Source organism: Synergistaceae bacterium (assembly GCA_017443945.1).
In the GTDB taxonomy this organism is placed as follows: Bacteria; Synergistota; Synergistia; order Synergistales; family Aminobacteriaceae; genus JAFUXM01.
Genome location: JAFSXS010000093.1, coordinates 1 through 21,819, shown reverse-complemented (window position 1 = coordinate 21,819; position 21,819 = coordinate 1). Strand labels below are relative to the sequence as shown.

Annotated in this window: 19 protein-coding genes and 1 tRNA gene; 7 read left to right on the top strand and 13 right to left on the bottom strand. The window is 42.2% G+C overall.

From position 1 onward, the window contains the following. Nucleotides 1-19: 19 nt before the first annotated feature. A complete protein-coding gene (locus IJT21_09545; GenBank protein MBQ7578495.1) occupies nucleotides 20-967 on the top strand; it encodes an Hsp70 family protein in 948 nt (315 codons plus the stop codon). Nucleotides 968-971: 4 nt separating this feature from the next. Here the strand turns inward: IJT21_09545 and IJT21_09540 are convergent, their stop codons facing one another. Next, nucleotides 972-2,294, bottom strand: a complete 1,323-nt coding sequence (locus tag IJT21_09540) for an MATE family efflux transporter (protein MBQ7578494.1) — start codon at nucleotides 2,292-2,294, stop codon at nucleotides 972-974. Nucleotides 2,295-2,461: 167 nt separating this feature from the next. On the opposite strand from IJT21_09540, the gene IJT21_09535 reads away from it, so the two are divergent. The 5 genes from IJT21_09535 (at nucleotide 2,462) to IJT21_09515 (ending at nucleotide 6,638) form a co-directional block, all read left to right on the top strand. Beyond that, nucleotides 2,462-3,457 carry a hypothetical protein gene (locus IJT21_09535; GenBank protein ID MBQ7578493.1) on the top strand — a complete coding sequence of 332 codons (996 nt, stop codon included), beginning with the start codon at nucleotides 2,462-2,464 and terminating at the stop codon, nucleotides 3,455-3,457. A 5-nt stretch (nucleotides 3,458-3,462) separates the two neighbouring features. Further along, nucleotides 3,463-3,711, top strand: a complete 249-nt coding sequence (locus IJT21_09530; GenBank protein ID MBQ7578492.1) for a hypothetical protein — start codon at nucleotides 3,463-3,465, stop codon at nucleotides 3,709-3,711. 31 nt (nucleotides 3,712-3,742) lie between these two features. Further along, nucleotides 3,743-4,582 carry an HAD family phosphatase gene (locus tag IJT21_09525; GenBank protein ID MBQ7578491.1) on the top strand — a complete coding sequence of 280 codons (840 nt, stop codon included), beginning with the start codon at nucleotides 3,743-3,745 and terminating at the stop codon, nucleotides 4,580-4,582. Between the two features lie 21 nt (nucleotides 4,583-4,603). Beyond that, nucleotides 4,604-6,472 (top strand): PTS glucose transporter subunit IIA, encoded by a 1,869-nt coding sequence (locus IJT21_09520; protein ID MBQ7578490.1) that lies wholly within the window; start codon nucleotides 4,604-4,606, stop codon nucleotides 6,470-6,472. Nucleotides 6,473-6,565: 93 nt separating this feature from the next. Next, nucleotides 6,566-6,638, top strand: a tRNA-Val gene (locus tag IJT21_09515). An 11-nt stretch (nucleotides 6,639-6,649) separates the two neighbouring features. Here the strand turns inward: IJT21_09515 and IJT21_09510 are convergent. The 11 genes from IJT21_09510 to IJT21_09460 form a co-directional block, all read right to left on the bottom strand. After that, a complete protein-coding gene (locus IJT21_09510) occupies nucleotides 6,650-7,561 on the bottom strand; it encodes a hypothetical protein (protein MBQ7578489.1) in 912 nt (303 codons plus the stop codon). 298 nt (nucleotides 7,562-7,859) lie between these two features. Beyond that, nucleotides 7,860-9,572, bottom strand: coding sequence for a penicillin-binding protein 2 (mrdA, locus tag IJT21_09505; protein MBQ7578488.1), 1,713 nt, complete (start codon nucleotides 9,570-9,572; stop codon nucleotides 7,860-7,862). Nucleotides 9,573-9,594: 22 nt separating this feature from the next. Beyond that, a complete protein-coding gene (locus IJT21_09500) occupies nucleotides 9,595-10,065 on the bottom strand; it encodes a hypothetical protein (protein MBQ7578487.1) in 471 nt (156 codons plus the stop codon). A 1-nt stretch (nucleotide 10,066) separates the two neighbouring features. Beyond that, complete coding sequence (locus tag IJT21_09495; protein MBQ7578486.1) at nucleotides 10,067-10,837, bottom strand: rod shape-determining protein MreC; 771 nt, start codon at nucleotides 10,835-10,837, stop codon at nucleotides 10,067-10,069. Nucleotides 10,838-10,846: 9 nt separating this feature from the next. Further along, nucleotides 10,847-11,905, bottom strand: coding sequence for a rod shape-determining protein (locus IJT21_09490; GenBank protein ID MBQ7578485.1), 1,059 nt, complete (start codon nucleotides 11,903-11,905; stop codon nucleotides 10,847-10,849). A gap of 15 nt (nucleotides 11,906-11,920) precedes the next feature. Then, a complete protein-coding gene (locus IJT21_09485; protein MBQ7578484.1) occupies nucleotides 11,921-12,547 on the bottom strand; it encodes an MBL fold metallo-hydrolase in 627 nt (208 codons plus the stop codon). Nucleotides 12,548-12,580: 33 nt separating this feature from the next. Continuing rightward, on the bottom strand, nucleotides 12,581-13,027 hold the full coding sequence (dtd, locus tag IJT21_09480) for a D-tyrosyl-tRNA(Tyr) deacylase (GenBank protein MBQ7578483.1): 447 nt from the start codon (nucleotides 13,025-13,027) through the stop codon (nucleotides 12,581-12,583). A gap of 3 nt (nucleotides 13,028-13,030) precedes the next feature. Further along, the gene (locus tag IJT21_09475; protein ID MBQ7578482.1) at nucleotides 13,031-15,304 is read right to left on the bottom strand and encodes a bifunctional (p)ppGpp synthetase/guanosine-3',5'-bis(diphosphate) 3'-pyrophosphohydrolase; all 2,274 of its coding nucleotides are present in this window, start codon (nucleotides 15,302-15,304) and stop codon (nucleotides 13,031-13,033) included. A gap of 68 nt (nucleotides 15,305-15,372) precedes the next feature. Next, the gene (locus IJT21_09470; GenBank protein MBQ7578481.1) at nucleotides 15,373-17,067 is read right to left on the bottom strand and encodes a DHH family phosphoesterase; all 1,695 of its coding nucleotides are present in this window, start codon (nucleotides 17,065-17,067) and stop codon (nucleotides 15,373-15,375) included. Continuing rightward, nucleotides 17,049-17,495, bottom strand: a complete 447-nt coding sequence (tadA, locus tag IJT21_09465) for a tRNA adenosine(34) deaminase TadA (GenBank protein ID MBQ7578480.1) — start codon at nucleotides 17,493-17,495, stop codon at nucleotides 17,049-17,051. Before tadA ends, IJT21_09470 begins: the two co-directional genes overlap by 19 nt. Nucleotides 17,496-17,516: 21 nt before the next feature. Beyond that, nucleotides 17,517-17,972, bottom strand: a complete 456-nt coding sequence (locus tag IJT21_09460; protein ID MBQ7578479.1) for a YhcH/YjgK/YiaL family protein — start codon at nucleotides 17,970-17,972, stop codon at nucleotides 17,517-17,519. A 161-nt stretch (nucleotides 17,973-18,133) separates the two neighbouring features. Here IJT21_09460 and IJT21_09455 point away from each other — a divergent pair, with 161 nt between their 5' ends. After that, nucleotides 18,134-19,645: an IMP dehydrogenase gene (locus IJT21_09455; GenBank protein ID MBQ7578478.1), complete on the top strand. Its 1,512-nt coding sequence runs from the start codon at nucleotides 18,134-18,136 to the stop codon at nucleotides 19,643-19,645. A 152-nt stretch (nucleotides 19,646-19,797) separates the two neighbouring features. Here IJT21_09455 and IJT21_09450 read toward each other — a convergent pair whose 3' ends face one another. After that, nucleotides 19,798-21,702 carry a flavocytochrome c gene (locus IJT21_09450; protein ID MBQ7578477.1) on the bottom strand — a complete coding sequence of 635 codons (1,905 nt, stop codon included), beginning with the start codon at nucleotides 21,700-21,702 and terminating at the stop codon, nucleotides 19,798-19,800. Nucleotides 21,703-21,819: the final 117 nt, after the last annotated feature.

Below are 21,819 nucleotides of genomic sequence, written 5' to 3'. Positions count from 1 at the left end.
TGAGGGACAGTAAAATTTTATGACAGAAGAAAAACTATCTATAGGCATTGACGCAGGAACAAAATATTTAAAGGCTGCTCACTCCGGAAGAATAACGGCGAGACTCGAAGGCTTTGACATCAACGCACTTCGCGAAGAGTCAGAAATTTTCTTAGACGACATTGTAACAGCTTGCGTTATCGCAGTTCCGGAAAATTACAGCAAAAGTCAGCGCAACGAAATTATAAAAATTGCCGGGCGTTCTGGCTTTGATGACGTAAATATAATTGATTCTAACGAGGCATTAATTTATTCCGACACGGGAAGCGCTTTAATCTGCGATTTCGGAGCATCAAAATTTTCTATGTCAGTTATTGATGATAATGAGATTCTCGACAGCGAAATAATTTCTGACCTCAGCGGAAATATAATCGACAAAACTTTTTCTGAATGGCTCTGCGAAAGATTGAATCTGAATCTTATCGACAACACTAAGGCAGAACAGATAAAAATTTCACTGTCAGAAAACGAGTCTATTAACTGGCGCGGAATTGAAATTTTCCGTGAAGATTTAGAGAGGTTGATACACTTTCAAATTAAGCGGGCTGCACACACTGCAAAAAAATTTTTCAGAATATACAAGCCTGAACGAGTCATCTTAACCGGCGGAATGTGTAATATTAAGGCAGTAACGAAAATTTTTGCTGACGAATTAAATTTAACTCCCGAAATAAATCATGACTTAATCGCAAAGGGCGCGGCAATTGCTGCAAGTTCTGACGGCGGGAAAATTAAATCAAAAGTTGATACAGCTCAGAAATTTAAAGAGTTACGCGGGCAGATTCTCATAATAGAAGAGCTTTTAACACGTTCACAGAAGGACAGATTATATTTGCTCGTAAAACAAGCTGAAGGCATTAACGACGCGGGAATACTTGAAATCTTGCAGAATCTCATACAAGAAATCAAATCCCCCGCAAATAATTAATAATTTACACAAATAATTTTTTCCTGACGTAATAATATGCAATAAGAGTCGCAATTCCCGTTATAGTCCATGAGGCCGGGTAAACGTCCATCAAGACCGCAAAATCTTTCATGTACGCAAAAATTGTCCAGCACCAGACAATACGCAAAACACAGCACCCCAGCAATATAATTACAGTCGGCAGAGTCGAATATCCCATCCCGCGCAAAGCTCCTCCGGGAACCTCGTAAACGTTGCACAACCACAAGAATCCAACCGCGTGAATCATTCTTACACGTGCATAATGCATTACTTCAGGATTCGTAGTGTAAAGCCGCAAAATTTCTTCGTCCCAGAAAACGCAGATAAAACACGCAAGCCCCGTGAAAAATAGTCCCGCAAGCATTGACAAATTAAATACCCGCTTACAACGCAAATAATCGCCCGCTCCGAAATTCTGTGACGTGAAAGTTACGGCCGCTTGAGTAAATGCTCCGACAAAATAATATGTGATGAAATCAAAATTTAACGCCGCTGCACTTCCCGCACTCGCATAAGATCCTAAACTGTTTATGGCCGTCTGAATCGTTACATTTGAGATCGAGAACAACATACCTTGAAGGCCGGCAGGGAGCCCTATTTTTATAATTTGGGTCATGTAAATTTTTATCAGGCACAAATCTTTAAATCTGAACGTAAACGGAGCTTCTTCGTGCAATAAATAATAAAGTATCATCAACGCGCTTATTATATTAGAAATCACTGTAGCGGCGGCAACTCCTACGACGCTTAATTTGAATATTATCACGAGAATCAAATTTAATATCACGTTTATGACTCCTCCGGCAATAAGACACCACATAGGGCGGCTGCTGTCTCCTTTGCTGCGTAAAATTGCAGAACCGAAATTATATAACATGATAAACGGCATTCCGAGAAAATAAATCCTGAAGTAAATAACTGCTAAGTCAATAATATCATCAGGTGTATTCATGAGAGTTAATAAATATCTCGCCACACATAAGCCCCATACAAGCAAAATTACTCCGCTGATTAGTGCTGCTGCTATTGATGTATGAATTGCATCGTGAATTTTTTGTGTCTCGCCCTTGCCGATATATTTTGCGACAATTACGTTTGCGCCGATTGAGAGTCCGACAAATAAATTTACCATTAAATTAATTGCTGCTCCGTTACTGCCTACTGCGGCCATAGCTTGAGGACTGTCGAATCTTCCTACGACTGCGACATCAGCCGAGTTAAATAATTGCTGCAATATCATACTGAATGCTAGAGGCAGCGCGAAAATTAGAATCTTGTCCAGCAAAGACCCGTGAAGCATGTCCATATTGTGCGAATGATTATGTAGTCTCAAATTTAGAAGCTCCCGAAATTTAATATTTTGCGTGATTATAACACCGTTCTTTATTGCCTGTATAAAAATTTGATATTATAATTTTCTCTATTCAAGATATTTTCACGGCATAAAAATTTTATTGAAGGGATTAATCTCTCATGACGGAAGAGACTGCAATAATTTTAACTGATGAACAGCAAGAGGCGTTTGATTATGACGAACTCTGGAAAGATTTTATTGCTGATTTCTGGCAGGAGATTCTCAAAAAATTTATACCGTCATTATATAAGAAGGCAGATTTGAATCGCGAACCTGAATTTCTCGATAAAGAACTTCACGATATATTAGCGTCATTCAATGACAACGACAGCAAGACCCCGAAAAGATATGTAGATAAGCTGCTGAAAATTTTTCTCAAAAACGGCGGTGAAGAATGGGTGTTACTTCACATTGAGATTCAGGGTAAGGGCGGAGAAAATTTTTCGTTGAGGATGTTCCGTTATTACTGCTTGTTATTTATTCATTACGGCAAGAACCCGACGGCTTTAGCTATACTCACAGCGGGCAGGCCAAAACGCGAGGGAGACCCGGGAATTTACAAAGTTGATTTATTCGGGACTTCCATAGAGTATAAATATAATATTGTGAAGGCTTATGCACTCAGCGACGAAGAATTATTGTCAGGAGACAGCCTCGTTGACTTGTTCATATATTCCGTAAAGATTGCGGCCAAGTACCGTAAGTCAGATAAAAGCAAAGTCGGCTACATGAAGAAAATAGCAAAATTATTATCTGACAGGGGACTAGACAAAGAAAAGCGGCGGGGGTTTATCATGTATCTTGAAAGAGTCATGAGTCTTAGCGATATTCAATATCGTTTGGAATTTAGGGAATATGTAGACACCCTATTTGAAGAAAGGAGAAACGGCGTGAGATACAAAGGTGAACTTGAATTAGCGTGGGACGCAGGCAAGGAAGAGGGACTCAAGGCTGGCAAGGAAGAAGGTAACAAAGAGGGTATCGAAAAAGGTATCAGGCAAAATATTTGCGATTTCATAAAATCCGGCCTGCTTTCAGATGAACAGATAGCAGCAGTAGTAAAACGCCCGATTGAGTTTATTAGAGCTTTAAGGCGTGAAATCGGGTTAGCTTAAAGACTATGAGATACAAAGGTGAACTTGAATTAGCGTGGGACGCAGGCAAGGAAGAAGGACTCAAAGCAGGACTCGAAAAAGGTAACAAAGAAGGACTCGAAAAGGGTAACAAAGAGGGTATCGAAAAAGGTATCAGGCAAAATATTTGCGATTTCATAAAATCCGGCCTGCTTTCAGATGAACAGATCGCAGCAGTAGTAAAACGCCCTGTAGAGTTTATTACTGGATTAAGGCGTGAAATCGGGTTAGCTTAAAATTTTATAAATATAAGGAGGGCAAAAACTAGTGAAATTAATATTTCTTGACATCGACGGCACACTAACAAAACCGGGAGAAAATATCCCGCCTCAAAGCGCAGTCGACGCAATTAACAAAGCAAGGGCAAACGGACACAAAATTTTTCTATGCACAGGCCGTAATCCTGACATGTTAAAGCCGCTTCTCAAATACAAATTTGACGGTGTTATATCATGTGCGGGCGGTTATGTAGCTGTCGGGGAAAATTGCGAGGAAATTTTATTCGATCACCCCATGACAGACAAAGAAAGAGACATAGCTTTAAAGACTCTTCACGATAACGGCGTTTTTTGCACAATCGAGGCCGAAAAAGGTTCTTGGGGCGATGAGAATCTCGGCGACTTCCTAAAGGGTCAAGGCGAAGGCAATAGCGAGTTAGAACGTTGGCGCAAAGCATTATCAGAGAATCTCGGCATTAAACCTATGAGTCAATATGACGGCTCACCAATTTATAAAGTCGTTATTATGTGCCAAAAAATGGAACAGTTAGACGACTGCAAAAAGGCTCTGGGAAACGATTTTAATATCGTCGTGCAAGAAGTAAAAGTCGGAGGCTCTGACTCACGCTGCATTAACGGCGAAATTATTAATAAAGCATTCGACAAGGGCAAAGGAGTAGAAATTATCTGCAAAAAATTCGGAGTTCCAATAAGCGACTCTATTGGCTTCGGGGACAGCATGAACGATTTAGAAATGATACAGACAGTAGGTACAAGCGTCTGTATGGCAAACGGTGCGGAAGCTCTCAAGAAACTTGCTGATATTGTGTGTCCTTCAGTGAGTGATGACGGGCTTGCAAAGGCGTTTGCGGATTTAAATTTAATTTAACTTTTTCAGGAGGTTTTATTAATGGCACTGGATTACAGAAAATGTGCGGAAGAAATTGTTTCTCACATCGGCGGGCGCGATAACATAACACAAGCAGCCCATTGCGCAACGAGACTCAGACTCATGATCAAGGACAACGGCAAAGTTGACAAGAAAGCACTTGAGAACGTCGACGGAGTCAAAGGCATGTTCGAGAATAACGGACAATTGCAATTAATTATCGGTACAGGCACAGTCAATAAAGTTTACGCAGAATTCTTGAGCGTTACAGGCATGACAGAAGCCACAAAGGACGACGTTAAAGCAGCAGCTGCAGCAGGACAACCCATTTGGAAGCGCGTATTAAAAGCTATCGGAGACGTTTTTGTGCCGATTCTCCCTGCTATCGTTGCATCAGGCCTCATGATGGGATTTGTCGAGGCAATGGGTAAAGTTTATCCGGAGTTCGCGCAAACTTCATGGTATGACTTCTTAGACATGGTAGCAAACACAGCATTTGCATATTTACCCGTCATCGTTGCAATTTCAGCAGCTAGAGTCTTCGGCGGAAATACTTTCTTGGGTGCAGTAATCGGTCTTGCTATGATTCACGCAAATTTAGTAAACGCGTGGGTAGTAGGCTCAATGTCTCAGATTCCAACATGGGACTTCAAGATTCTTAACTTCATTATCAACGTTCAGAAAGTCGGCTATCAAGGACACGTTATCCCCGTTATAATTTCTGTCTGGTTTATGTGCGCTCTTGAAAAATGGCTTCATAAGCACACACCCGAAATGATTGACTTGTTTGTCGTCCCGTTTACTACAGTTTTAGTTACAACTTTCTTCACATTTACTATTATTGGGCCGATTTTCTCGCAGTTAGAGACATGGGTACTTGAGGCCGCAAAAATCCTCGTCAAGAATCCCATCGGAAGCGGCGTAATGGGTGCGATTTATCCTTGGACGGTCGTAATGGGCTTGCATCACATGTATAACGTAATTGAAGCTGGTATGTTATCAGTTGAAGGCGGCTTAAATACGTGGATGCCCATTGCAAGCGCGGCAAATTTCGCACAGTTCGGAGCATGTCTCGCAGTAGGTCTCAAGGCACGCAACAACCGCACAAAAGTTGTCGCAATTCCTTCATCACTTTCCGCAGCTCTCGGAATCACTGAACCGGCAATTTTCGGTATTAACTTAAGATTCTTCAAGCCCATTATTGCAGGTATGATCGGCGGCACAATCGGAGCAATTTACGGCGCATTTTCCGGAATCGGTGCAGCTGCATACGGCGTTACAGGAATACCCGGTTATTTGACGATTCAGCAGCCAGTTCAATACACGATTTTATTAGCAATTTCCGGCGGTATCGCATTTGTTCTCTCTTGGATTATGTGGAAGGAAGAAGCCCCCGAAGTTGAAGCAGTTCCCGAAGCTGCTCCAGTTGAGACTGAAGAAAAAGTTTTAGAGTTCGCAACCGTCATTACTTCATCAGCAGGCGACATAGCACAGTGCACAGCCGGAAAAGTTATCCCGTATACAGAAATTCCGGATCCTACGTTTGCAGCAGGTACGCTCGGACAAGGTGTAGGGATTCAGCCTGAAGACGAATTTGTTTATGCTCCCATTGACGGCGAAGTCTCATCAGTAGCAGAGAGCAAACACGCAATCGGCATAAGCGGCGCAAATGATATGGAAGTATTAATTCACGTCGGAGTCGATACTGTCGAAATGAAGGGCGACGGCTTTGAAGATTTCGTCAAAGAAGGCGACAAGGTCAAGAAGGGCCAAAAAATTATGAAGTTCGACCGCGAAAAAATTAAAGCAGCAGGACACCCGGACACAGTTGTTTTACTGCTCACGAACTCAGACGATTACGAAGGCGTTAAAATCGGCGTTAATGCGTAAGATTTAAGCGAAAAAATATTTTGTCCCTCTGATGTTGAGTCAGGGGGATTTTATTTTTTGTGAAGTGTGATAAAATTTTAGGTAGTTATTGAAGGGTGATTAGCTCAGGGGTAGTAGCGCTTCCTTCACACGGAAGAGGCCACTGGTTCAAATCCAGTATCACCCATTTTTTTATGCTTATGAATAAAGTTTCTTGATTTCGTGTATAATTTGCTCGTCTACTGCGGGGTCAAATTTTCTAGCAAACATACAAGGAGAGGCTTTAATCTCGTCGAGATCATTAATAGTAAACGTGTATGGCCCTCCGCGATGCCAATCTATAAGACGCATATTAGATTCGCGCGAATTATCTAATTCACGATGAAAAAGTTTATTGCGAAAATCTGAATTTATAACGAGTGTATGCAAGCATTCTTCAGTAGGAATAACTGTATATTTAAATGTTTTGCGAATCCATTTCCGCTGGGACAAAAGATAACGCACAAGATCATCTGTAATGCTGAAATAATCCGACCCTTTTTGAAAATTTATTCCCTTCGTTCTATCTACATTAAGCCATTTTTGAAGCCGCATAGAATACCAGTTTAATTTATTAATGATTCTGTTCTTAGTGCCTTTACCGATATATTCCTGAAATAAATAATAATATTTCACACGATCTAAAAACGTATCTAAAATTTTGGGAGTCTGAAAACTTATAAACTCTATACCGTGATGAGCTTCAAAGAAGTCTATAATCTCGTCCTGTTTCTTTATGGGTAAATCCTGTCCGGTGATCACATGATAATGTTCGTAATGCTCATTGGAAGAGGCCATTTCAAATGCTGCAAGAATAGAAACTATTTGACTATAACTCCCCCATTGAACTTTCATACGAGGCGCATGAAAAATTTTGCTGAACTTCACGAGCTTTAATGTATCTTCAGGAACGTATGATTTATTTTTCGCGTCCATTTGAATGTATATATCATTTTTGGGGTGATCGAGCATTTGAATTAATGTATTGAATACTAGCTCTGTATTATTTTTATAAGCTGTGATAATATATGCTTGCTTGCTTGCTTGCGTCGATTCTGCAACCATATTCATGTAGAGTCAACATCCTTCCGAAAAAATTATTTATTCACGAATTATATAGAAATATTTTTATGAATGCAATTATAAATTTTTCCACGCAAATGAACCATAACAAAAAAATTTTTTCTTGCAAATAGTTATAATTTCTCGGACATGATTAAACACTTTCGGAAAACTACGGCAAAATATCTTTGTTGAGCTGTTGTATGTGTGCGACCCGTTTTTTTCCCCGCCCGTAATTATAAATGCACATTTCCGAAAGACTTTAATAAATTTAACACGATTTCATAATCATATCGTGAAAAATTTTTTAGTGCGACAATAAATGCGCTAAAACCTGACCAACCATAGGAGCTGCGACACTACTTCCGTGGCGGCCTGCCTCAACAACTGCTACTGCTACATATCTTGGATTCTCAACAGGAGCATAACCCGCAAATAAAGCGTGATCGGGCCCATGAGAATTTTGCGCCGTTCCTGTTTTGCCTGCTATGCTGATTCCGAATCTTCCTGCGCGCGAACCTGTGCCCCTGCTTACAACGTATTCGAGTCCCTTCTGAACAATTGCTAATTTTTCGGGAGTGAGTCCGATTTCTTCAGGCTCTATAAAATTTTTCCGGTTTAAATGCGGAGTTACTAATTTCCCGCCGTTAGCTATTGCTGCATAAACTCTCGCGATTTGCAAAGGAGTCATCAATACATAGCCCTGACCGATTGAATAATTTACTGTGTCTCCGTTAAGCCATTGAGTGTGAAATCTTCTATCTTTCCAATCAGGCCCCGCAAGAATCCCGGCACGTTCTCCGGGTAAATCTATTCCGGTAGGTTCGCCGAAATGAAATTTTCTAGCCCATTTCACGAGTCTTTCGATTCCAGCCTTGAGTCCCGCCTGATAAAAAAATACGTCGCAAGAGTGCTGCAAACCTCCTATAACATTTAGACTCCCGTGTCCTGAATGTTTCCAGCATTTGAACAAGTGAGAGCCGAGCCGCAAACCTCCCCGACATGCAAACATTGTAGAAGTATTTATAACGTCCTCTTCAAGTGTAGCAATCGACATAAACGCCTTAAACGTACTCGCAGGCGGATAAACTCCGGCAATAGCGCGATCTAACATAGGTCTGTCTGGATTATTAATTATTGAATTCCATTCGCGCGCTGATACTCCCCACGTTAATGTGTTGTTGTCATAGACGGGACTTGAAGCTAATACTAATATTTCACCGTTTTTAACGTCCATTGCAACAATTGCGCCCTTGTAGTCCTTCATTAAGTCGACTGCTAATTTTTGCGCTGACATATCGAGAGTCAAATGCAAGTCTTCACCCTTTACTGCGTCGCTTGCGTCAAGTGTGCGGATTTTTCTGCCGCGTGCGTCAACTTCAAGAGCTTCTTGGCCGGGTCTGCCACGTAAAATTTCCTCGTAGGAGCGTTCAATGCCTGATTTGCCGATTAAATCTCCGCCAGTGTAGCCTTCTTCAGAACGTGAGCGCAGTTCTTCTTCTGATATTTCGCTGACATAGCCTAATACATTTGCTGCAAGACTTCCGGCCGGATAAGTCCTCCGCCATACACTTAACGGGAATAATTCGCGGGGAAATTCGTAATCTGCAACTAACTCGGCCATTTGAGGCATTGTCAAATTAGGAACGATTCGCATTACTCGATAGGGGGCGAGTCTCTGCTGCTTGATAGTTTTCTCTAAATCTTCTACGGTCATCGGGATTCCATGACGCTTTAATATTCTGCTGAGTCTCTCTAATTTTTCAGGAGTGTTCAAATCTAACGGGTAACCCATTATACAAAATGTCGTGTCATTTACTGCGAGGGGGACTCCGTTGCGGTCAAAAATTTCGCCTCGTGGAGCAGCAAACCTCATGACCCGTAATCTATTGCTGTGAGCGAGCCTTATATATTTATCGCCTTGATATATCTGACAGAAATATAAGCCGCCGATTAATATAAACATTGAGAGAGTCATACAATAAATAAATAATTTGAGTCTGCTGTCTAAGATTTCCATACGTTATAAAAAATTTCCCCTTTCACAATTTCTGCGAGTCTTTAACTTTTCGCGAGTAAATATGCAGAGTCAATAATATAGCAGGTAACGAATAAATTTGCTGCATAATGAAAAAATTTCCTCCCGTACGTCCTCCCAATATCAAAACAGGCAGCATAGGCGGCAATAACTGCGAAATTTCTAACAGCGCAAAAATTAATAAACTGCTCCCCGACGCTCGGCCTTGAGGCGGAATCAATGCCCAGACTTGTATAACTATCATGACAACTGCAACATATCCCAGCGTGAAAAATCCGGGAATACCTACCCACCGCAAATCCCATAAAATTCCGCCCGCAAACGCACTCCAAACCGCCCAGAGTCCGTCTTCGTCGTTCTTGTCAAGCAGCAATTTATACACGACTCCAAGCATAAATAATCCGGGAATCTGCATTCCTCCGCCGCTGAAAACTGTCAATAAATCCTGTAATAGCCATAAAGTAACTAACAGCATGTCAATAACTCACCGTAAAAAATCTCGACAAATCCGCGCCCGTGTCGATTCTGTACGTCGCATAACCGTCCGGCCCTACTGTAAATTCATTCGTAATAGTCCCTATCGGCAAACCTGAAGGAAATTGCTCGCCTATCATAGCAGTACTTATTTTCATTCCTGCACGCGCTGCACCCTTTGCCGCCGGAATATAACGCAGAACAACTCCCCCGTTACCATCGCCGGCCACGACTCCAAGCTCGCGGGTCTCTTCTATTACAGCAGGAATCAAGAACGACGGAGATGTAATTAATTCTACCCACGACGACATTAACGAGACTGAACTAACGCGCCCGATTAAATATCCGTTATAGAAAACTGGGAGGCCTTGAGTAATTTTGTCATGTTCACCGCGATCGATTCGTATTTCATTCCACCATGACATTGGCGCACGCAAAGTAACACGCGCTATTCTTATATCATTGCTGACGGGCAAAAAATTTTGACTCGATGATAATTTTGCGAGGTCAAGACGTAATTTAGCGTTCTCTTCACGCAAACGGGTTATTTCGTCATTCAGAAAATTTTTATCTCTCGAACGTGTGCGCCAGCTTATATAAATTTCACGCATTATTACAGCAGGATATTCAGGAATCGACAGCAAAGCCCCCCAGAAATCAACGATATTTTTCACTATGCCGAGTCCTGAACTTATCCCCAGCAGAAATAATCCCAGAATCAAAGCTGTTAAACCGTGCGCCCATTCTCTTGCAGTACTGCGAAAATTGTCCATTAACTTAATTTAACGTGAACCGCGTTCGACAGATTTTAATATTCTACGCATTGACGCAAGATTGTCTAAAATATTTCCGATTCCAAGTGCAACAGAATATAACGGCTTCTCAGCAATTATTACAGGAGTATTTATCGCACGTGAGAGTCTCTCCGCAAAACCGTTCATTAAAGCAACCCCGCCCGTTAAAATTACGCCTCTGTCGACTACATCTTTTGCGAGTTCAGGCGGCATTTTCTCAAGAGCTACTTTTACCATATCTTCAATACTCACAAAAATAGGATCCATTGCCTCACGCACTTCAATTGACGAGACTATATCACTTTTCGGCAGACCGTCGGACAAATCACGCCCCTTAACGTGCATCTCTAATTCCGGACTCATGGGTAAAGCAGAACCGATTGTATTCTTTACTTCTTCCGCTGTAGTGTCGCCGATTAATAGCGAATAACGCTGGCGAATCATTGCAGAAATTGCACCGTCCATCATTTTGCCTGCTGTCCTGAGTGAACTTGTTACGACGATTCCTCCCAGTGATATAACGCTGACTTCACTTGTTCCGCCGCCAATGTCAATGACCATGCAGCCATTAGGTTTATCAAATGGAAGACCGACTCCAAGTGCCGCGCTTATAGGTTCCTCGACGATATAAGCCTCGCCCGCGCCTGCTCCGAGTGTAGCGTCAACAACTGCTTTACGTTCGACTCCGGTTATTTCTGCTGGAATCGAGACAACGACTCGCGGATGAATCATAAAAGCACTTCCGGCGCAAACTTTTCGCAGACAGTGTTTAATCAACTCTTGAGTAACATCAAAATTTGCAATGACTCCGCCCTCAATCGGCCAAATTACATTAATTCCTGCTGGAACTTTACCGGCCATTTCTTTAGCTTCATGACCGACAGCAATAATTTCAAAACCTCCGCCACGAGGCAATTTTCGTACAGCAACGGCGGAAGGCTCATTTAACACGATTCCTCTATCCTTCACGTAAACAACAATATTTGACGAGCCTAAATCGATTCCAATATCGTGGCCAAGCATACCGGGTAAAATTTTATTAAACATTTTATGACTGCTCCCCTATCTCGGCCAGTACGGGTTTAATTCGCGCTCTGCACCGATACTCGTTTCAGGGCCATGACCGGGCAAGACTCTTAAACCGTCGGGAAATTCATCGAGCCTGCGTAATGAAGCCTCTAATTTTATTTCGTCGCCGCCCTCTAAATCTGTTCTGCCGACACTTTGAGCAAATAAAGTATCACCGACAATTAAAATATTATGTCCCTGAAGTAAATAACAGACTCCGCCTTCAGTGTGTCCGGGGGTCTCTAAAACTTTTATCTCACAGCCGGGAAAATGTATAATATCGCCCTCTTTTACTTCTTTGAAATCGCTTATGCCGTCGCAGTGAACACCTAATAAAGCCTGCAATTTCTTTGAAGGATTACGCAATGAGTCAGCGTCTTTACTTCCTATATAAATATTATTCCCGACAAACGGCACTAACTCATGAATGCCGGCTATGTGATCTATATGACCATGAGTCAATAAAATCATTGTGAGATTCAAATTATGTTCAGCGAGAAATTTTTTTACGTCCTTAGTCTTTCCGCCCGGATCTACAATAAATGCCTGCTTTGAGTCCTCATCCCAGAATAAAAAACTATTTGTCCATAATGCTCCCAGCGGGAACCGTTTATAATTCATGTAAATAAATCCTTCTTTCACTCGTAAAATTTATTATTTGTCAGGAGAGTCTACTATAAAAGTTAATGGGCCGTCATTAATAATTTCTACTTCCATATCTGCGCCGAACTCCCCGCAATTTGTCTTAAAGCCATATGATTTTACTTTATCGACGAAATAATTATAAATTTTTTCTGCTTCGTTTGGGTCTCCTGCTCCCGTAAAACTTGGCCGTCTCCCTTTTGCGCACGATGCATATAATGAAAATTGAGAGACTAATAAAATTTCGCCGTTGATGTCAGAAAGTGATAAATTTGTTTTGCCGTCTGAGTCCTCAAAGATTCGCAAGCCCGTCATTTTTTCTGCGAGCCAGTTAGCTTTTGACTCGTTGTCGCCTGTTGTTATGCCTATTAATACGCACATTCCCTGATTTATTGAGCGTCTCTCTTGACCGTTTATCAGGACTGAAGCGCGCTTTACACGTTGAATTAATAATCTCATAATTTACCCCCTTGTAACTTCCATAATTCCGCGAACCTCGTTTAATCTTGCAATAGCTGAGTATAAATGCTCTAGATTCCTGACTCTAATATCTATAATCATGCGTACTAAACTATTACCCACGATTGAAGCCTTTATACCGAGAATGCTCGAACCGTTAAGGCCTATTGCTTTTGTTGCGTCTGATAATAAGTCGTCGCGGTCGATTGCTTCAGCTTTGAGTCGTGCAGTGTAATATTTTGTGTCGCGCCCTGGAATTATGCTTTTATCGTAATCGGCCCATGTTACATTTATTTTGTGATCCTGATTTTGTTTCTTGACGCTTGGACAGTCGGCTCTATGAATCGTAATCCCCCGCTTTAAAGTCGAGTAACCGATAATTTCATCACCGGGAACAGGTGAACAGCAATTTGCAAGAGTAACGCTTACTCCTGACTCGCCTTCTACGAGAATATCAGATTTTATTTCGTTCTTGCGTACCGGCGGTGTGTTGTCGATTTCAACGGGAGTTAATTGCGGTTCCGGCGAATGATGCTGAAGATATGCGAGTGAAATTTTCTGCGCTGCTGCACCCGGGCCGATTGTTCCGGATCCTACTGCGATTAATTGCTCGTCAATGTTGCTGAAGTCCTCGCGCTTAACGTCATTTAGTCCCCGTCTGCGTAACTCGCGTTCTATTAATTTCCAGCCGCGTTCGATTTTCTCGTCTCGTTCTGCCTTCTCTGCCTGTCTGAAATATGCTCTAATTTTTGCGCGAGTCTTGCCTGAACTTACAATTTTTAGCCAGTCTTTAGAAGGTGAGCCCTGAGGAGATGTCAAAATTTTCACGATGTCGCCGCTGTGTAATTGTGTATTGAGGGGAACTATACGGCCGTTAATCATTGCACCGACGCAGTGATTTCCGACTTCAGTATGCACAGAATAAGCAAAATCTAAAGTTGTTGACCCATTTGGCAAAATTACAGGCTTCCCATCAGGCGTGAAAACGTATACTTCACTTGTTAGCAAAATATCACTCTTCAAGACTTCCATAAATTCTTTAGAGTCGCCTTCCTGCCCGGCCTCAAGAGCCTGACGAACCCACATTAATTTTGCGTCAAGACCCTTGATTAACTTTTTGCCGCCGCCTGACTTATAGACCCAATGAGCCGCGATTCCGTATTCTGCAAAGTGATTCATTTCGTAAGTACGTATTTGAACCTCTAACGGCACACCGAACGCCATTACAGTTGTATGAAGAGATTGATACATGTTGCTTTTAGGAGTCGCAATATAATCATCAAATTGTCCGGGCACTGGTACCCATAAAGCATGTACGATTCCGAGAACAGCATAACAAGTCGACACGTCAGAAACTAGGACTCTAACTGCTAAAATGTCATAAAGCTCATCGAACGATAATTTTTTACGCTGCATTTTCTCGTATATGCTGTAAAAATGTTTTGAACGGCCTTTGATTCTGCACGGGATATTTTCCTTCTGTAATTTGTCCTCAAGTACTGCTATAGCCTTGCTGATTACTTCTTCCATTTTCGGGAGACGTTTTTTGACTCTGAACTCTAACTCTTTGTAAATATCGGGCTGCAAATACATAAATGACAAGTCTTCGAGTTCGCTTTTTATCTGGTAGATTCCGAGTCTGTGAGCTAAAGGCGCGTAAATTTCCATTGTTTCACGTGCGATTCTCTGCTGCTTGTCGGGCCTCATAACGTCAAGAGTCCTCATGTTGTGAAGTCTGTCAGCAAGTTTAATTAACACGACTCGAATATCCTGCGCCATTACAACGAACATTTTACGAATATTTTCGCCGGTCAGATCTTCACGGGACATAAATTTTTTGACTTCATCGCCCGCTAATTTCGTAACTCCCTGCACGAGCATTAATACATCTTCGCCGAACTTGGCCGATAATTCTTCATCAGTTACATCAGTATCTTCTAATACATCATGAAGCAGAGCAGCAACAAGAGTCGCAATATCGAGTCTCATTCCCGCAAGAATCAAAGCAGCATTTAACGTGTGAATTATATATGGATCTCCCGATTTCCTGAGCTGGTCTTTATGGGCAATGGCAGCAAAAACAAACGCCTCTCCTAGTGTGTGAAGCTGTTCGGGCGTTAATGATAACAGAGATTTTGTCCATAATTCCTGCCATAATGAACGCACGCATTCTTGCTGTGATGCTGCCGGTATGCGCGAAAAAAATTCGTCCCTAAGGTCTGACATTTCACGCAAATAATTTGTAGAGTTGTCTTCGATTGACGGAACGCTGTTCATAATTGACGAAAAACTTTCTCCGCCCATCTCTAAAGTATCTAACGTTTTATCATCGTCATCGGGCATAATTAGACACCTCCTTTTGTGTCAGTTACTGCGCAGTCGATAATAAATTGCAGAGTCTCCTCATTTCTCCAATAATCTAATCTCGGATGATAAATCCAGCCTTTAACGCCCTTCTCTAACATATCGGCGACATCTTTTGCGGACGTGTTGAAAGCTAATAATCTTGCATTGTTCACGCGTATATAACTGTGTTTGCCGTCCTTGCCCATAGGGTTAATTTCTGTATGATTTATATCGGGATCAACAAAAAATTTCGGCGAAGGGTTATTATTTCCGAACGGTCCAAGAGCAGAGACAGCCCGCCAATCTGAAATAGTAATATCTGAAGGCTCAATATTTATAACGGGAGTCAAGCTGCCAGGTATTATCTCGATATTTGCGAGCATTGAGTCAAGAATTTTTCTGACCTCGCGCCAATTTTTTACAGTTACGGAAAATCCAGCTGCGTATTTATGTCCGCCCCATGCGTCGAGCTTTTCTGCAATTTCGCGCAAAATTCCTACTGCATCACCGCCTTCAGGGACTCGCAAAGTTCCGCGAATTATATCACGTCCGACGGGTGCAGCTAAAGCAATCGGGATATTATATTGTGCGCAGATTCGACTCGCAACACCGCTAAGAACACCTATCGGCCAAGAGTCATTATATAAAACTTTGTTAGTAATTGTTCCTTCTGTGAGTCCGTCGTCGATTGTTTTCGCGATAGTTTCAGTGAGAGTCTGACGTTTTCTATTTATGCGCGTCAATTCATTTACACACGAATAAATTGCGTCATTGCTGCCGGTACCGAGTAAAGCTCTGACTCCTACATCAGCTGTTGCAATTCGTCCGGGGGCGTTCAAGCATGGAATTATACGCATTGACAAATGTTCTTCTGTTAATTGCGATTTATTTATGCTGAGACAGTCAAATAATGCACTCAAACCGCGCCGGGGATTAGTGCGCATTAAATTCATGCCGAGTCTTACTAGTGAACGATTCAAATTATGAAGCGGCATACAGTCAGCAATTGTGGCAAGTGCTACTAAATCAATTTCGTATTTCAGGAAATCGCGCGAGACAATATTTTCTTTCCACGCCCAGCACCATAATACGGCGGTTGCACAAATTTTTTGCGACTCCTCCTGCGAATTGTAAACGGGATTCACAATCGTATCAATCGTAACGGGTGCAGAAACTGAATGATGATCGAACACAAAAATATTTATTCCTGAGTCGCGCAATTTTTCGAGCATTCCGGAGTCATTTGTTCCGCAGTCGACTACTACAAGAGTGTTGCAGCCGGTTGACGTAATTTTTTCGAGAATATCAGCATTAAGCCCGTAGCCGTGAACATCCCTTTTCGGAATAAAATAACGTACCTGCGCGGCCTTGCTCCTGAAAATTTCCATTGCTAGAACAGTTGAAGAGATTCCGTCAGTGTCATAATCGCCGTAAACTAAAACATTGCCGAGAGAGCTTTTAGAGTCCCATAAAATTTTTGCTGCCTTACTTGATTCGCCGAGATTCAAATTTGCTATTTGTTTCGTGAAGTCGGGTCTAATCCATTCGCGCAAAGAGTCTAAATCACTGCTTCCCTTCAGCATGTCAAGTACACCCGCGGCGAGTTCAGGGCAGGAAAGAGAATTAGCAAGCTGCTTCGTGCTTTCTCCGGGCTGATAAATTTTTAGGTCAGAAATTAAGCATGTCGGCAGCATTTGTTATTTCTCCTTCTGATAAAATATTCCTGCAAAATTTCCAGACACTCAGAGGCCATTACACCGGATTTAACTTTGCAGACGTGATTTAATCTTGAGTCGCTTAAAATATTGTAGAGAGTCCCCCCTGCACCGGACTTGAAATTTTTTGCGCCGTAAACTACACGTGAGATTCTTGCATTCACGCACGCACCCGCACACATCGGACAAGGTTCAAGCGTTACATAAAGTGTGCAGCCTGATAGATTCCATTTCTGTAATTTCTCGGCACATGAACGGATTGCGATAATTTCTGCGTGTTCTGTAGGGTCAAGAAATTTTTTGTCGCTCCCTGACGATAAAATTTTGTCATCATGAACGATTAAAGCTCCGATGGGAACATCACCGCGCGAGAGTGCGTTTTTTGCCTGATTTAGTGCTTCCTGCATAAAAAAATTATCGGCCGGCATTTATAATTTCACTTTCAGGACTAAACTTTTGACTGCGCCCTTATTGTTGAAATAAATTCCGCACTTGTGAGCGTCTTCGGGCATGAATAATATAAAATGTCCTTCCGGAGCCTGATTATATAGTCCTTCACCGATATAATAAGCTGTGTCAGTTGATTCCTCGTAGGGCTTTGCTTCCTTCAGCTGCTTTATCATTGCATAGCCAAACCATTCTTCGCCGGTTAAAGTTATGTGAATGTCCAAATACTTTTTATGAGCCTCAAAAAATTTTTCTTCGGGTTTGGTCGTAATTTCCTCGTGAATCTCGAAAAAAATATTGTCGCCGTCGATCTGATATTTTCCCGGTTTTAAATTTTCAAGCTCGTTTCTATGTTCTGCAATATATTCGAGACCCTTTTTCACGCCTTCACCGAGTCCGCTGTAACGTGAAGGATATAGAATTGTGCCGAGTATCATAAAAAATTTCATCTCCTGTTAAAGAATTATAATGATTTAATTTTGCAGATTATTATACACGCATTAATTAGTCGTAAAATTTTTATATAAATTATGTGTTATCATACAGGGCAAAAATTTTTGTTGATTATATTTATAATTTGAAAGGAGAAAATTTTTTCATGGCCTATTTTTATAGCGAACCTTCTCACACTTTTTCGGAATATTTGCTGATTCCGACGTATTCATCCGAAAATTGTGTGCCGTCAAATGTCTCATTGCGGACTCCTCTTTGTAAATTTCGGGCGGGTGAAGAAGCTCCCCTTTCTATTAATATCCCGCTCACAAGTGCAATAATGCAATCAGTTTCTGACGACAATATGGCGATTGCTCTTGCTCGTGAGGGCGGAATCTCGTTTATTTTCTGCTCACAAACTATAGATAAACAAGTCGAAATGGTCGAACGCGTGAAGAGATATAAAGCCGGCTTTGTTGCAAATGACTCAGCTATCGGGCCGGATCAGACTCTCAAAGATATTCTTGCGCTCAAAGAATTAACCGGACACACAACAGTAGCAGTTACTCATGACGGCAGCTTGACGGGCAAATTATTAGGAATCGTAACGAGCCGCGATTACAGAGTCAGCCGCACCGAATTAGACTCGAAAGTACGCGATTTTATGACTCCTATCGATAAAGTTATTTCTGCTCATGACGGTTTGAGCTTGAGTGAAGCAAATGATATTTTATGGGAGCACAAATTAAATTCTCTTCCCGTAATTGATGATAAAGGAAATATGGTCGCGTTCGTATTCAGGAAAGATTACGACATGCACAAGGAAAACCCTTTAGAATTGCTTGACAGTAAAAAACGTTACATAACGGGAGCAGGCATTAACACGCGCGATTATGAGGAAAGAGTCCCGGCATTAGTTGACGCGGGCGCAGATGTTTTGTGCATTGACTCATCAGAAGGATTCACGGAATGGCAGAGGAGGACTCTTAAATGGATTCGCGATAAATACGGCGATGAAGTGAAAGTCGGTGCGGGAAATATTGTCGATGCTGAAGGCTTTAGATTCTTGGCGGAGGCAGGCGCGGACTTCGTGAAAATCGGTATAGGGGGCGGTTCAATCTGCATAACGCGTGAAGCAAAGGGAATCGGGCGCGGTCAAGCTACAGCAGTTATTGAAGTCGCACAAGAACGCGATAAATATTTTAAGGAAACAGGAATTTATATCCCGATTTGTTCAGACGGCGGGATCGTAATGGACTATCATATAACTTTAGCTCTTGCAATGGGAGCAGATTTTTGCATGTTAGGGCGATATTTTGCGCGCTTTGATGAGAGTCCTACAAATAGAGTCATGGTCAACGGGAATTACGTAAAAGAATATTGGGGTGAAGGTTCGTCAAGGGCTAGAAATTGGCAGCGTTACGACTCTGGCGATTCGTCGCAGGTAAAATTATCATTTGAAGAAGGCGTTGACAGTTATGTGCCTTATGCTGGAAGTTTGCGCGATAATGTTACTGAGACATTAAGCAAAATAAAATCTACGTTCTGTAATTGCGGGGCGTTGAATTTGTGTGAAATGCGCGAGAAAGCAAAAATTACCCTTGTGTCGCCGGTTACGTTAATAGAAGGCGGAGCGCACGACGTTATCATGAAAGAAGCAGTAAGACGCACGAAATAAAATCTTGTGCTAAAATAAGCGCGTTATATCATAAGTCATATTATTACCTTATTTAAAGCCTTCCTTTGCATATGCACTGGGAGGTTCAATATTTTTACGGACAAAATAAAACCGGGCTGATGAGCACAACCCGGCAATGAAATTTTTTATCGTTAGAAATTGGCTGCGTTCTGTCCTGCGATACGTCCGAATATCACGAAATCTGCTACTGCGTTGCCGCCGAGTCTATTTCCGCCATGAATACCGCCTGTAATTTCTCCTGCCGCAAAGAGTCCCGGAATCGCTGTCCCGTCGCCTTTAAGGACTCTCGTTTGGCCGTCAATTTTTAGTCCGCCCATTGTGTGATGGATTCCGGCTGTAACTCTGATTGCGTAGAAGGGTGCTTTGTCTAACGGAGCTGCAAAACTTGTTCTGTTAAAATCTGGGTCGCTTCGATTTGTTACGCAATTGTTCCATTTTTTCATGGTCTCTGCGAAAATTTCTGCGGGAATATCAATATTTGCTGCTAATTCCTCGTAGGTCTTGCCTTCTTTCGTGAAACCTTTTGAGATATAGCCCTTAATAACATTTGAAGCGTCTGCCATTTTTGAGTCAACTATCAGCCACGAAAATGACCCCGGTTGTGCGATTTCTGCTGCTGATACTGCGTCGCGTGTTCCGGTCTCATCTGTAAAGCGTTTTCCGTCCGTATTAACTAAAATTGCTCCGTCGCCTCTGAGTCCTTCAGTTATGAGTGAAGCTGTATCGGCCTGTACTGTCGGGTGAATCTGAATTTGTTTCATGTCAACAACTGCTGCGCCGAGAGTCTGAGCCATTGTTATTACTTCTCCTGTTGCGCCGGGTGCGTTAGTAGTCATGAAGCCTTCGAGCTCAGGTTTAAATATTGAGACCATTTTCAAATTTGCGCCGAAACCTCCTGCTGCGAGAATGACTGCTTTTGCGTGAATTATAACTTTTCCGCCGTCAGAACTATTTGCGATAATTCCAGCTGCTTGGCCGTCCTTGTCGGTTAAGATTCCTGCTGCTGCTGTCTCCATTAACATTGTAATATTTTCACGGGCTTTGCAGGCTGCTACTAATTTCGGGATCATGTAAGCACCGACGGAGACGACTTTTTTATCTTCGTTTAACGGCCTGTGAATGCGTTTTACTGACGCTCCCCCGAATGCACCGACCGAGCTTAAATCAATATCTATTGTCTTGAGCCACTCTACAGCACCGGCAGCATTTGACGTAAAAATTTTCACGAGTTCAGGATTATTTATTCCATGACCGCCGATTAAAGTATCAAGCTGCATTAACTCGACCGAGTCAAAATATCCGGTTGGGTTTGCTTTATATGCGTCCCATTGAGATTTTACGGTTTGAGCGAGTTCTGTTATTACTTTATTGTCAGCAAATTTTTCGGCAGCTTTTAAAGTTTTCTCGACCCCGGCATCTTCTGTAAATTTGTTATTGTCCTGCTCAGGTGTTTTTGTTGCGTTCATTCCTCCTGTAGCTCTGACTGAATTTCCGCCGGCCATTGACTGTTTCTCGATGAGGATGACTTTTTTTCCTGCGTCTGCTGCTGTGATTGCTGCGACCATTCCTGCGCCTCCTGCACCGACGATTACTATATCGGTAGTAAATTCTTTGTCCTCTACGGGCTTTGCGGGTGCGTTGTCAGCTTTTGCGGGTGTGCTTGCTGCTTTGAAATTTTCAGGATTGACTCCTGCGGCCTTGAGTGCTGCTTCTGCTGCCTGTAAAATTCCCGTTGAGCTCATTGTTGCGCCTGAAATTGTGTCTACAGTAATTGAATTTTTCTCGACCATTAACGGGGGCATTTTTTCGATCGCGTTAGAGCCTATGCCCTGAGTCTCGTTGGGGCCTGATGCTGTAACATTTGAGATTTTGCCGTCCTTGAGAGTTACTGTTACAGTGATTGAATCTTTTCCGCCGTAACCGTTGCCCGTGCCTGTTCCTGTGATTGAATTATCGCTGTCTCTGGGAGTGTTTACCATTATGAAAATAATAGCGATTGCAGCCACAAGAAAAAATATACTCTTCTTCGACTTCATGAGAATTGCTCCTCTCTTGATGATTAATAAATTTCTGAATTACAAATATTATATCAGTGCAGAAAATTTATATGCGAAAAATTTTATTGCGCGCTTTTTTTTTCGCCGCCGAGCGGG

What these genes read in the sequence shown, in the direction of transcription:
- IJT21_09545 (MBQ7578495.1), top strand. Translation starts at nt 20, where the DNA reads ATGACAGAAGAAAAACTATCTATAGGCATTGACGCAGGAACAAAATAT.
- IJT21_09540 (MBQ7578494.1), bottom strand. Translation starts at nt 2,294, where the DNA reads ATGGACATGCTTCACGGGTCTTTGCTGGACAAGATTCTAATTTTCGCG.
- IJT21_09535 (MBQ7578493.1), top strand. Translation starts at nt 2,462, where the DNA reads ATGACGGAAGAGACTGCAATAATTTTAACTGATGAACAGCAAGAGGCG.
- IJT21_09530 (MBQ7578492.1), top strand. Translation starts at nt 3,463, where the DNA reads ATGAGATACAAAGGTGAACTTGAATTAGCGTGGGACGCAGGCAAGGAA.
- IJT21_09520 (MBQ7578490.1), top strand. Translation starts at nt 4,604, where the DNA reads ATGGCACTGGATTACAGAAAATGTGCGGAAGAAATTGTTTCTCACATC.
- IJT21_09510 (MBQ7578489.1), bottom strand. Translation starts at nt 7,561, where the DNA reads ATGAATATGGTTGCAGAATCGACGCAAGCAAGCAAGCAAGCATATATT.
- mrdA (MBQ7578488.1), bottom strand. Translation starts at nt 9,572, where the DNA reads ATGGAAATCTTAGACAGCAGACTCAAATTATTTATTTATTGTATGACT.
- IJT21_09500 (MBQ7578487.1), bottom strand. Translation starts at nt 10,065, where the DNA reads ATGCTGTTAGTTACTTTATGGCTATTACAGGATTTATTGACAGTTTTC.
- IJT21_09495 (MBQ7578486.1), bottom strand. Translation starts at nt 10,837, where the DNA reads ATGGACAATTTTCGCAGTACTGCAAGAGAATGGGCGCACGGTTTAACA.
- IJT21_09490 (MBQ7578485.1), bottom strand. Translation starts at nt 11,905, where the DNA reads ATGTTTAATAAAATTTTACCCGGTATGCTTGGCCACGATATTGGAATC.
- IJT21_09485 (MBQ7578484.1), bottom strand. Translation starts at nt 12,547, where the DNA reads ATGAATTATAAACGGTTCCCGCTGGGAGCATTATGGACAAATAGTTTT.
- dtd (MBQ7578483.1), bottom strand. Translation starts at nt 13,027, where the DNA reads ATGAGATTATTAATTCAACGTGTAAAGCGCGCTTCAGTCCTGATAAAC.
- IJT21_09475 (MBQ7578482.1), bottom strand. Translation starts at nt 15,304, where the DNA reads ATGAACAGCGTTCCGTCAATCGAAGACAACTCTACAAATTATTTGCGT.
- IJT21_09470 (MBQ7578481.1), bottom strand. Translation starts at nt 17,067, where the DNA reads ATGCTGCCGACATGCTTAATTTCTGACCTAAAAATTTATCAGCCCGGA.
- tadA (MBQ7578480.1), bottom strand. Translation starts at nt 17,495, where the DNA reads ATGCAGGAAGCACTAAATCAGGCAAAAAACGCACTCTCGCGCGGTGAT.
- IJT21_09460 (MBQ7578479.1), bottom strand. Translation starts at nt 17,972, where the DNA reads ATGATACTCGGCACAATTCTATATCCTTCACGTTACAGCGGACTCGGT.
- IJT21_09455 (MBQ7578478.1), top strand. Translation starts at nt 18,134, where the DNA reads ATGGCCTATTTTTATAGCGAACCTTCTCACACTTTTTCGGAATATTTG.
- IJT21_09450 (MBQ7578477.1), bottom strand. Translation starts at nt 21,702, where the DNA reads ATGAAGTCGAAGAAGAGTATATTTTTTCTTGTGGCTGCAATCGCTATT.